8 protein-coding genes are annotated in these 11,647 nt (G+C 56.9%); 4 read left to right on the forward strand and 4 right to left on the reverse strand.

The window, feature by feature from the left end; all coding sequences use genetic code 11:
- Nucleotides 1-63 precede the first annotated feature (63 nt).
- On the reverse strand, nucleotides 64-1,716 hold the full coding sequence (gene fumA, locus ACOI7Z_RS08180) for a class I fumarate hydratase FumA (RefSeq protein WP_087849875.1): 1,653 nt from the start codon (nucleotides 1,714-1,716) through the stop codon (nucleotides 64-66).
- Between the two features lie 53 nt (nucleotides 1,717-1,769).
- Nucleotides 1,770-3,281: an anion permease gene (locus ACOI7Z_RS08185; RefSeq protein WP_049092623.1), complete on the reverse strand. Its 1,512-nt coding sequence runs from the start codon at nucleotides 3,279-3,281 to the stop codon at nucleotides 1,770-1,772.
- A 642-nt stretch (nucleotides 3,282-3,923) separates the two neighbouring features.
- Here ACOI7Z_RS08185 and ACOI7Z_RS08190 point away from each other — a divergent pair.
- Both ACOI7Z_RS08190 and ACOI7Z_RS08195 read left to right on the forward strand, forming a co-directional pair.
- A complete protein-coding gene (locus ACOI7Z_RS08190) occupies nucleotides 3,924-6,701 on the forward strand; it encodes a flavocytochrome c (protein WP_087849876.1) in 2,778 nt (925 codons plus the stop codon).
- A gap of 65 nt (nucleotides 6,702-6,766) precedes the next feature.
- Complete coding sequence (locus ACOI7Z_RS08195; protein ID WP_023289523.1) at nucleotides 6,767-7,717, forward strand: FAD:protein FMN transferase; 951 nt, start codon at nucleotides 6,767-6,769, stop codon at nucleotides 7,715-7,717.
- Here the strand turns inward: ACOI7Z_RS08195 and dcuR are convergent.
- Together dcuR and ACOI7Z_RS08205 are read right to left on the reverse strand one after the other, a co-directional pair.
- Nucleotides 7,698-8,417 (reverse strand): two-component system response regulator DcuR, encoded by a 720-nt coding sequence (dcuR, locus tag ACOI7Z_RS08200; protein ID WP_023289524.1) that lies wholly within the window; start codon nucleotides 8,415-8,417, stop codon nucleotides 7,698-7,700. The genes ACOI7Z_RS08195 and dcuR overlap by 20 nt on opposite strands.
- A complete protein-coding gene (locus tag ACOI7Z_RS08205) occupies nucleotides 8,414-10,030 on the reverse strand; it encodes a sensor histidine kinase (RefSeq protein ID WP_086076207.1) in 1,617 nt (538 codons plus the stop codon). Before ACOI7Z_RS08205 ends, dcuR begins: the two co-directional genes overlap by 4 nt.
- 155 nt (nucleotides 10,031-10,185) lie before the next feature.
- Here ACOI7Z_RS08205 and ACOI7Z_RS08210 point away from each other — a divergent pair, with 155 nt between their 5' ends.
- Nucleotides 10,186-10,542, forward strand: a complete 357-nt coding sequence (locus ACOI7Z_RS08210; protein WP_087849877.1) for a hypothetical protein — start codon at nucleotides 10,186-10,188, stop codon at nucleotides 10,540-10,542.
- Nucleotides 10,490-11,647: tyrosine-type recombinase/integrase (locus ACOI7Z_RS08215; protein ID WP_420702137.1), on the forward strand; the 1,158-nt coding region annotated here is incomplete at its 3' end. The genes ACOI7Z_RS08210 and ACOI7Z_RS08215, both read left to right, overlap by 53 nt.

Consider the following 11,647-nt stretch of genomic DNA (forward strand, 5'->3'; position numbering starts at 1 on the left):
GCGGGCATAAAAAAAGCCGTCACCTGAACGGCGACGGCCTGCTGTTAGCGCCAGAGGGGGGCGTTAGCCGTGCTGTTTACAGCCGGCGCACTGCTTGTTCGGGATCTGCTGGAAGAAATCGTTGCCTTTATCATCGACGAGAATAAACGCCGGGAAATCTTCCACTTCGATTTTCCAGATCGCCTCCATCCCCAGTTCCGGATACGCCACGCACTCAAGGCTCTTGATGCTCTGTTGCGCCAGCACCGCCGCCGGGCCGCCGATGCTGCCGAGGTAGAAGCCGCCGTGTTTGTGGCAGGCGTCGGTGACCTGCTGGCTGCGGTTGCCTTTCGCCAGCATCACCATGCTCGCGCCATGGGACTGCAGCAGATCGACGTAAGAGTCCATGCGGCCTGCGGTGGTCGGGCCGAGGGAGCCGGAGGCGTAACCGGCAGGCGTTTTGGCCGGGCCGGCGTAGTAGATCGGATGATCTTTCACGTACTGCGGCAGTTCCTCGCCATTATCGATAAGCTCTTTCAGCTTGGCGTGGGCGATATCGCGGGCGACGATAATAGTGCCGTTGAGACTCAGGCGGGTGGAAACCGGATGGGCGGACAGTTGCGCCAGGATCTCGCTCATCGGCTGATTAAGGTTGATGCTGACCACCTTGCCTTCGCCCTGCTGACGCAGATGTTCAGGGATATATTTTCCTGGATTGCTCTCCAGTTTCTCAATCCAGATACCGTCGCGGTTGATTTTGGCTTTGATGTTGCGGTCGGCGGAGCAGGAGACGCCCATGCCGATCGGACAGGAGGCGCCGTGGCGCGGCAGGCGGATCACCCGGATATCGTGGGCGAAGTATTTGCCGCCGAACTGCGCGCCGAGGCCGAGGTTTTGCGCTTCCTGCAGCAGTTCCTGCTCAAGCTGCACATCGCGGAACGCCTGACCGTGCTCGTTGCCTTCAGTCGGCAGGCCGTCGTAGTAGCGGGTGGAGGCCAGCTTGACGGTTTTCAGCGTCGCTTCCGCCGAGGTGCCGCCGATGACAAAGGCGATATGGTACGGCGGGCAGGCCGCCGTGCCGAGGGTACGCATCTTCTCCACCAGATAGTTTTTCAGCTTCGCCGGGGTGATCAGCGCTTTGGTTTCCTGATAGAGATAGGTTTTATTGGCGGAACCGCCGCCTTTCGCCATGCACAGGAATTTATATTCGTCGCCGTCGACGCTGTAGAGATCGATCTGCGCCGGCAGGTTGGTGCCGGTGTTGACCTCTTTATACATATCCAGCGGGGCGTTCTGCGAGTATCGCAGGTTATCTTCGGTATAGGTGTTGTACACGCCCTGCGCCAGGGCGGCTTCGTCGCCGCCGCCGGTCCAGACGCGCTGGCCTTTTTTACCCATGATGATGGCGGTGCCGGTGTCCTGGCAGGTGGGCAGAATGCCTTTGGCGGCGATTTCCGAGTTGCGCAGGAACTGCAGGGCGACATATTTATCGTTATCGCTGGCCTCCGGGTCGAGCAGAATCGACGCGACCTGCTGCTGATGGGAGACGCGCAGCATAAAGGCGGCGTCGTGGAAGGCCTGCTGCGCCAGCAGGGTCAGCGCCTGCGGTTCCACTTTCAGCACTTCCTGGCCGTCAAATTCGGCGACGGAGACGTGCGCTTTGCTGAGCAGATAGTATTCGGTATCGTCGTGCGCCAGCGGGAACGGATCCTGATAAACAAACGGTTTAGTCGACATAATCACTTACTCCATAAAGATAAAACCGCCGGGGTGGTCCCGGCGGTTATGAATCAAAACATCATGGACATCCACGGATAGCCAATCAGCAGCAGGGCGGCCAGGAAGATGGCGCCAAAGATGGTGCCGAGGCGCCAGTAATCTTTAGTCGGCAGATAGCCGCTGCCGTAGTAGATCGGGCTTGGGCCGGTACCGTACGGGGTGATGATCCCCATCACGCCCAGCGAGGTGACCATCAGCAGAACGAACACTTCCATATTCATCCCCGGAATGGTGGCTGCGATGGTCAGCATGGCCGGCAGCAGCGCGGTAGTGTGCGCGGTGGTGCTGGCAAACAGATAGTGCAGCAGGTAGAACGCCAGCAGCAGGACGATGGTCGCCATCCCCGGAGAGATACCGCTCATCAGCGCGCCGCCCTCTTTACCCAGCCAGGCGATAAAGCCGGTAGAGGAGAGGCCGTCGGCCAGCGCCACCAGGGTGGCGAACCAGACAAAGGTGTTCCACGCCGCTTTGTTGTTGGTGATATCGCTCCAGGAGAGCACGCCGGTCCACAGCATCAGCACGATAACCAGCAGGGCGGCCAGAGCCGGTTCAATCCAGTCGGCGGCGAAGATCCACATCATCAGCGCGAAGCAGACGAACACCAGCAGCAGGATCTCATTGCGCGACAGTTTGCCCAGTTTTTCCAGTTCACGAGCGGCCCACAGCGGCACTTCGTTGTTGACTTTCACTTCCGGCGGGTAGAACCAGTAGGCCAGCAGCGGCATGGTCAGGATCAGCAGTACGCCAAGCGGCAGGAAGGCGATGAACCAGGTGCCCCAGGAGATGTTGATACCGACGATGCTTTTTACCAGCGCCAGCGCCAGCAGGTTCGGCGCCAGTGCCGACAGGAACATCGAGCTGGTGATACAGGCGGCGGTGATCGCTACCCACATCAGATAGGAACCGATTTTACGCGCGCTCGGATCGTTCGGTTTTGAACCGTACAGCGGCGGCAGGTTGGCGATAATCGGGTAGATGGTGCCCCCGCTGCGCGCGGTATTCGACGGCGTAAACGGCGCCAGCAGCAGATCCGCGAAGGTGATGGCGTAGCCCAGCGTCAGGCTGCGACGGCCGAGATATTTCACCAGAATCAGCGCCAGGCGGCGGCCAAACTGGGTTTTATCGTAGCCGGCGGCGAACATAAAGGCGCCGAAGATAAGCCACACGGTGGAGTTGCCGAAGCCGCTCACCGCCCACTTAAAGGAGGCGCCGGCCATTTTGAAGCCGGGTGCGGCCATCTGTTCCGGGCTGAACAGCAGCCACTGACTGCACAGGGCGATGACCACCACGCCGGTGATGCCGATAACGGCGCCAGGCAGTGGTTCAAAAATCAACCCGACGATCACCCCGACGAAGATAGCGAAGTAGTGCCAGGCGTACGGCGGCAGGCCGTCCGGGACCGGGACGAAGAGTAACAGCACGGCAACGATAATTGGCAGCGCCATCATCAGGAGACGTTTTTTATTCGCAGTCGTTGGATTGACTGCACCGGCAGGCGGTATGGTTGTCTTTTTCTCTTTCATAATGAGTATCTGCAAGTTGTTGAAAATAACGTTTACGCCAGCGATGCGCTCAGTGGTTTCTTTAATTACAAAAGTTTCTTTAGTTTTTATTTTGCGTTTCTGAGTATCGTTGGGGCGATTATTTAACGCGATTTGATGGGCGTTAAATTAAATTTATTGGTTATTTATATATTGCGCTTTCAATGGCCGTTGCAATTGATCAAGATCAAGAAAAGCAGGTGATTTCACTATTTTTTTTATTATCAGTATAACCCTATGTGATGAGGTGTTATTTTGGCGAAAATATCGGTAAATGTTAAAATAAAAATAAGCAATTAATGCTAATTTTTTTCATTTGTTTCGTAAGTTGCTGAATAATAACTGTAATGTGCGCGAGTTTGGTCGTTGTGAATGTTAACGTAAGTATCTGAAATGTTATCGTTTATTTGTATTATGTAAATGCTATTTATTATTTTAATAATACAATAGAGGTAGCGATGTTATTGCTGGGGTTAAATAGTTTTATAACTAACGTAATTGATTTAGTAACTAAAAAACCCGTTATATTATTGGCATGACAACAGGAATTAAAAAACCACAACCATTAATGATTCCGTCACCCCATTCTGAATTTTTAATATTTTAAAATCTGGAGCGTAACTTATGACCAGTAACGAACGAATTCTGCAGCCATTTACTTTACCAAATGGTACGGAGCTGAAAAACCGTTTGCTCATGGCGCCGATGACCACCTGCACCGGTTATTACGATGGGACTGTCACCAGCGAGCTGGTGGAATACTATCGCGCTCGCGCCGGCAGCATCGGCACCATTATTGTCGAGTGCTGCTTTATTGATGACTACGGCCTGGCCTTCCCGGGTGCTATCGGTATCGATAACGATGAAAAAATCGCCGGCCTGGCGAAAATCGCCGAAGCGATTAAAGCGGAAGGTTCGAAAGCGATTCTGCAGATCTATCACGGCGGCCGCATGGTCGACCCGCAGCTGATCGGCGGTCGCCAGCCGGTGGCGCCGAGCGCTATCGCCGCCCCGCGTGAGGGCGCCGCGATGCCGCGGGCGCTGAGCGGAGACGAAGTGGAAGGCATGATCGCCAAGTTTGGCGATGGGGTCCGTCGCGCTATCCTCGCCGGTTTCGACGGAGTCGAAATTCACGGGGCTAACACCTATCTCATTCAGCAGTTCTATTCGCCGAACTCCAACCAGCGCGACGATGAGTGGGGCGGTAGCCGCGACAATCGCGCTCGTTTCCCGCTGGCGGTGCTCGACATCACCCATAAAATGGCCCGCCAGTACGCTGACGATGCCTTTATCATCGGTTACCGCTTCTCGCCGGAAGAGATGGAGGTCCCGGGGATCCGCTTCGACGACACCATGTATCTGCTGGAAAAACTGGCCGCTCGCGGCGTCGATTATCTGCACTTCTCGGTGGGCGCGACTCTGCGTCCCTCTATCGTTGATACCTGCGACCCAACGCCGCTGATTGAGAAATATTGCGCCATGCGCTCTGACACTCTGGCTCAGGTGCCGGTGATGGGCGTCGGCGGGGTGGTTAACGTCGCCGATGCCGAGCTGGGCCTCGATCACGGCTATGACCTGATCGCCGTGGGCCGCGCCTGCATCGCCTATCCGGACTGGGCGGCTCGTATCGCCGCGGGTGAAGAGCTGGAGCTGTTTATCGACAGCACCCAGCGCGAGGCGCTGCACATTCCGGAACCGCTGTGGCGCTTCTCGCTGGTGGAAGCGATGATCCGCGACATGAGCATGGGCGACGCCAAATTTAAGCCGGGGATGTTTGTTGAAACCGTTCAGGATGACGCCAATGAGCTGGTGATCAACGTCAGCCTCGAAAATGACCATATCGCCGATATCGAACTGGCGGCGAGCCCGGTGCAGACCGTGGAGTTCACCACCAGCTTCGAAGAGATCCGCGAACGTATTCTGACCGCCAATACCCCGCACGTGGACGCTATTTCCGGGGCCACCAGCCAGAGCGAGGCGGTGAAAAAAGCGGTCGCCAAAGCGATGCTGAAATCGAGCAAAGCGCTGGCGGCGGAAGAGGGCGGCAATGACGCCGCGCCGAAAAGCTATGATGTGGTGGTGGTCGGCAGCGGCGGCGCCGGTCTGGCGGCCGCCATTCAGGCTCACGACGAAGGCGCCAGCGTGCTGATCGTCGAGAAAATGCCGACCATTGGCGGGAACACCATCAAGGCTTCCGCCGGGATGAACGCCGCGGAGACCCGCTTCCAGCGCGTGAAAGGCATTCAGGACAGCAAAGAGCTGTTCTATCAGGAAACCCTGAAAGGTGGGCACAATAAAAACAACCCGCAGCTGCTGCGCCGCTTCGTGGAGAATGCACCGCAAGCCATTGAATGGCTGGCTGACCGCGGCATTATGCTCAACGATATCACCACCACCGGCGGGATGAGCATTGACCGCACCCACCGTCCGCGCGACGGGTCAGCGGTCGGCGGCTATCTGATTAGCGGCCTGGTGCGCAACATCACCAAACGCGGCATCGACGTCCTGCTGGATACCTCGGTGGAGGAGATCCTGATGAGCGGCGATGAAGTCAGCGGCGTGCGTCTGATCAACGACGAAAACGAGATCGTTGAAATCCAGAGCAAAAGCATTGTGGTGGCCACCGGCGGCTTCAGCGCCAACAGCGCGATGGTGGTGAAGTATCGTCCTGACCTCGAAGGCTTCGTCACCACCAACCACAAAGGGGCCACCGGGAGCGGTATCGCGCTGCTGGAGCGTATCGGCGCCGACACGGTGGATATGGGCGAAATTCAAATTCACCCGACCGTTGAACAGCAGACCTCCTATCTGATTTCCGAGTCGATTCGCGGCGGTGGGGCGATCCTCGTCAACCAGCAGGGTAACCGCTTCTTCAACGAAATGGAGACCCGCGATAAAGTCTCCGCGGCGATTATCGCCCTGCCGGAACACTATGCGTACATCGTCTTTGACGAACATGTACGGGCGAAAAACAAAGCCGCCGATGAGTACATCGCCAAAGGCTTCGTCACCAGCGCCAGCTCGCCGCGTGAACTGGCGGAGAAACTGGGGATGGATTACCATGCCTTCCTCGCCACCCTCGAGTGCTACAACGGGGCGGTGGAAAAACAGCATGATGAACAGTTTGGCCGTACCACCGCGCTGCGCGCGCCGATTAACGAAGGTCCGTTCCACGCCATTCGTATCGCCCCGGGGGTGCACCACACCATGGGCGGCGTGACCATTAACACCGATGGCGAAGTGCTGAACGTGGCCCGGCAGCCGATCCGCGGCGCCTACGCCGCCGGTGAGGTGGTTGGCGGGATCCACGGCGGCAACCGTATCGGTGGTAACGCGGTGGCGGATATCATCATCTTCGGCACCCTCGCGGGCCACCAGGCGGCGAAACGCGCCAGAGGATAACACGCCATTGTTGATGCCGGGCCGGCGCTGTCGCCGCCCGGCTTACCCCTACTAAGGAGAGCCCGATGTCTGATAACCGCGTCTATAGCTACTCCGCCGTTCTGATGGGTTCTCCCATCCTGCTCAAACTCTGCTCCCATGATGAGGCGCTGGCCTCCCGCGTATTTCAGTTAATCAAGCGCTACGAAGATCTGCTTACCGTTAACCGCGCCGAGTCCCAGGTGATGGATATCAACCACGCCGCCGGACGTCACCCGGTGACCGTCAGCCGCCCGGTCTTTCAGCTCATTCAGTGCGCCAAAGCCGCCAGCATGGTGCGCGACAGCGCCTTTAACCTCGCGATTGGGCCGCTGGTGAAGCTGTGGCGGATTGGCTTTCAGGGACACAGCGTGCCTGACGCCGGCGAAATCAGGGCCCGGCTGGCGCTGACCCGCCCGCAGGAGGTGATCCTTGATGAGGCAACCTGCAGCGTGTTTCTTCAGCAGCCGGGGATGGAGCTGGATCTTGGGGCGATCGCCAAAGGCTATATCGCTGACCGGGTGCGTGATTATCTGCGTCAGCAGCAGGTGGAAAGGGCGCTGATCAACCTCGGCGGCAATGTGCATACCCTCGGCGAATGGGCTATTGGCCTGAAAAAACCGTTTGCCGATGCGCAGGCGCTGATCGGCTCCCTGACGGTCAACGGACAGTCGGTAGTCACCTCGGGCACCTACGAACGTTATTTCGAGCAGGACGGCAAGCGCTGGCACCATATTCTCGACCCGCGCAGCGGTTACCCGCTGGACAACGAACTCGACAGCGTCACGGTGATTTCCAGCGATTCTTTAGACGGCGATATCTGGACCACGCTGCTGTTCGGCCTCGGCGTCGAGAAAGGCTGCGCAGCGTTGCGTCAGCGGCAGGATATCGACGCGATTTTCGTCACCAAAAATCGCGACATTATACTGTCATCGCCGCAGCGCTTGCGCTTTGCGTCGCTGGACAGCGGCTACCGCGTTACTGACTGTACTGCTTAAGCAAACTGTACTGTTCGGCCACCAGGCGGTAGCGATAGACCGGCCGCCCGGTGGCGCCGTAGTGAATAGTGGTATAGAGAATATTGATCTGCGCCAGCCAGATCAGATACTTGCGGCAGGAAACGCGGGAGATATTCACCGCCGCCGCCAGCTCATCGGTAGAGAATTCAACGTCCGGGTGAGCGTCAATCCACTGGCACAGGGTGCGCAGGGTTTGCGCGGTGAGCCCCTTGGGCAGCTTGCGCGCGTCGCTGGCCTCCGGCGCGCCGCCGTGCAGCAGGCGGTCAACGTCGGCCTGCTCGTAATAGGGTTGGCCGGTTATCAGCTTGCGCTTCTCCCGCCAGGTGGTGAGCGCCTCTTCAAAACGGGGAAACTGGAAAGGTTTGATCAGGTAATCGACCACTCCGTAATGCATGGCGGTCTGCACCGTGGCGGCATCCGCCGCCGAGGTGATCATGATGACGTCGATGGCGCGCCCCGATTTACGGATAGTCGGCAGCAGATCGAGCCCGCTGTCCTGCTGCATATAGACATCCAGCAGCACCAGATCGATCTCCAGCTGCGGATCGTTAATCATCTCCCGGGCTTGACTGAGCGTCGAGGCGCTCCCGCTGCAACGAAAGCCGGGAACCCTTGCCACGTACAGGCGATTCAGTTCGGCCACCATGGCATCATCGTCAACAATCAACACATTTATCACGCACGTTTCCTTTTACTATCCCAGGGGAGATGAACAAAAAATTGGGTAAATACGCCGGGTTCCGACTCGACGGCGAGGGTGCCGCCCAGCTCGCGTAATTGCTGGTTGGCGAGAAACAGCCCGACGCCGCGATTCTCGCCTTTGGTGGAGAAGCCTTTGTTAAAGATAGCGTCGATGTTGTTTTCCGGGATCCCCGGCCCGTCGTCGCTCACTTCACCGCTTAGCCAGCCGTCCTGATAGTGCAGCAGCAGGCCGATTTCGCCCTCCGCCTGACCGCTCATGGCGTCCAGCGCGTTCTCGATAAGGTTGCCCAGCACCGTCACCAGCACGGTGACCTGCTTCTCATTCGGGCAATCCGGCACCAGGCTCTCTTCCGCCAGCTTAAGGGTAAAGCCGCACTCGGTGGCGCGCTGCATTTTACTTATCAGAAAGCCGGCCACCACCGGGGATTTAATGCGGTGCTGAATATCGCCGATGTCCGCCTGGTAGCGGTGGGCGGTCTGCAGCACGTACTCCTCGAGTTTGCCATAGCTTTTCATATTCAGCAGGCCGAGGATCACGTGCAGTTTGTTCATGAACTCATGAGAGGTGGTGCGCAGGGCATCCACATAGCTCATCATGCCGTCCAGCCGCTGCAGCAGCTGGCTGACTTCGGTCTTATCGCGGAAGGTACAGATGGCGCCGACCACCGCCTCCTGGCTGCGGATAGGCACCGTGTTGCTGATGAGCAACAGGCCATTGCACCCCAGCTCGCGGTCGTACATCGGCTCGCCGCTGTGCAAAACCGTCTGCAGGTCGGCCAGCAGCGGGGTATGCGCGAGGGTCTTGTCCGGCCCGGAAAAGAGAATCTCGCGCGCCGCCGGGTTGATCAGATTAACCTCACCATGGGCATCGACGGCCACCACCCCCTCCTTGAGGGCGTGAAGCATGGCCTGACGCTGCTGAAACTGAGTGGAGATTTCGTGCGGCTCCAGCCCCAGCAGGACGCGCTTCAGGCCGCGCACCAGGCTCCAGGTGCCGATGGCGCAGACCAGCGCGCTGAACAGGATGGTCAGCAGCACGTCCCAGCGGCTGTTGGCGATCTGCTCGTCCACTTTACTCAGCGAAATGCCGACCACCACCACGCCAATCTGCTGATGCTGGTCGTTGAACACCGGGGTAAACACTCGCAGCGCCGGGGCCAGCACCCCGTGGTTAATGGCCACGTTCTCTTTTCCCTGCAGCGTCGGCTGGATATCGTGGCCGATGAAGCGTTTGCCAATAATCGAGCTGTCCGGATGCGAATAGCGAATACCGTGCATATCGGTGACGATAGCGTACAGCAGGTCGTTGCGCCGGGTGATGGCCTGCGCCAGCGGCTGAATAATCTGCTGCTGCGGCGGCGCCGCCAGTCCGCGCTTCACCTGCGGCATATCAGCCATGGTACGCGCCACCGCCAGCGCGGTCTCCTTCAGGCCGTCGCGGGTGGCATTGCTGATCTGCATATACCACAGGGCATAGACCAGCAGCAGCACGGCGCCGATCACGCTGCCAATCATCAAGGAGACGGCGGTGCTCAGCTTTAGCGGTAAGGCGCGTTGACGAACGCGAGGCGGGTGCTCTGATGCCTTCATGACGATCCCGGATAGATTCAGTGAACGATTATTATCGCTGATAGCGCGGCATTCATAAAGCCGTGTAATCAAAGCAAAAGGCCGCTTTTGCTACGGTAGCCTCGGCCCGACCACGATAAACTGTCGCTTTTCGCCACAGGCTTAAGGCAGACATGATGGAACTGGCATCTCTGGTCCGGGATATCCTCCGGCAACAGCACGTTGAACGACTGACGCAGCATCGTCAACAGGACCGTGAAGCGGAAGCAGAGTGGGAGATCGCGCGCTGGCGGCATCGCAGCGGGGTGGTGATCCATTATCCATCACACTACCTCATGGGTACGCATGAAGAACCGGACTCATTCATTAACTCATTGTTAATTGTGAAGAAGAAAGAAATGTTTTTTGCATTGCTTTTCTACTGTTTTTCGGCGTTGCAGCTAAGTGTGTATTGCAATGTGTATTGCAGAATGAGGTTTTATGGCTGGCGAGAACAAGTTAAGCGACAAGGCGCTAAAAGCCTTACATGGTAAACCGCAGCCGCGTCAAAAGATGTTGGCCGATGGTCGGGGACTGTCTGCCAGAGTGAGCAAGACTGGCACTGTAAGCTTTGTTTATTTCTTTAGACATTCTGGCCGACAAAGTGCTCCTGTCTGGATGACGTTAGGCAAGTATCCAGATATGACACTTAAACAGGCCAGGGAGAAAAGGGATGAGTGCCGGGCATGGTTATCACAAGGACTGGATCCACGGATAGAGAATAAACTCACCAAAGAGCGTCTGTTCACTCCTGTGACGGTTAAGAACGCTGTCGATTACTGGTTTGATAATTATGCTAGGGAAAAACGCAAGGAGACGGTGCGTATCTATCGTCGTTATGAGAGATACATCTTCCCCTACATTGGGGATTTTCCTGTCGAGAAATGCAGCCTGTCAGACTGGATAAGATGCTTTGATCGCGTGAAGAAAATCGTGCCGGTTCAGTCTGCCGCGATGCTGATTGAGTTAAAGCAGATCTTTAAATACTGCCGGGTGCGCCAGTATGTGCGATGTAATGTGCTGGATGACTTGAGCCCCGGTGATATTGGCACGTATCAAAACAAGAGAGAACGGTTGCTTGAAGAAAGCTATGTTTCCGATCTGTGGGGTGTTTACTTTCATGGTAAGGGCAAAACCCGTGTTATGAATTACAAGAAGCGGATAGCTATCTTGTGCCTTGTATTTGGATGCAGGCTCAGTGAGGCACGTCTATCCACATGGGACGAATGGGACTTCGAAAAATGGCTTTGGACGGTGCCAAAAGAGCACAGTAAAAACGGCGAAGAGATTCTCCGGCCGGTGCCTCAGAAAATGCGGCAGTGGATCGTAAACCTGCACGAAGAGACTAAAAGGCGTAGGTATATACTCGGGGAACTGAAATCTGATTCAATCGTCAGCGCGATGGGATGCACAAACTTTGTATCTCTGAAACATGAAAAACGGTGGTCATTACATGACCTGAGACGAACGTTCTCAACAAGCCTCAACGACATGGGAGTTGATTTTTATGTTGTTGAGCAACTGTTGGGACACACCATAAAGGGGGTGGCCGGAATCTATAACCGCAGCAAGTACATACCCCAAAAACAGGAAGCGCTG

Source organism: Klebsiella sp. C283, from assembly GCF_048822555.1.
Classification (GTDB): Bacteria; Pseudomonadota; Gammaproteobacteria; order Enterobacterales; family Enterobacteriaceae; genus Klebsiella; species Klebsiella quasipneumoniae.

What these genes read in the sequence shown, in the direction of transcription:
- ACOI7Z_RS08190 (WP_087849876.1), top strand. Translation starts at nt 3,924, where the DNA reads ATGACCAGTAACGAACGAATTCTGCAGCCATTTACTTTACCAAATGGT.
- ACOI7Z_RS08185 (WP_049092623.1), bottom strand. Translation starts at nt 3,281, where the DNA reads ATGAAAGAGAAAAAGACAACCATACCGCCTGCCGGTGCAGTCAATCCA.
- ACOI7Z_RS08205 (WP_086076207.1), bottom strand. Translation starts at nt 10,030, where the DNA reads ATGAAGGCATCAGAGCACCCGCCTCGCGTTCGTCAACGCGCCTTACCG.
- fumA (WP_087849875.1), bottom strand. Translation starts at nt 1,716, where the DNA reads ATGTCGACTAAACCGTTTGTTTATCAGGATCCGTTCCCGCTGGCGCAC.
- ACOI7Z_RS08210 (WP_087849877.1), top strand. Translation starts at nt 10,186, where the DNA reads ATGGAACTGGCATCTCTGGTCCGGGATATCCTCCGGCAACAGCACGTT.
- ACOI7Z_RS08195 (WP_023289523.1), top strand. Translation starts at nt 6,767, where the DNA reads ATGTCTGATAACCGCGTCTATAGCTACTCCGCCGTTCTGATGGGTTCT.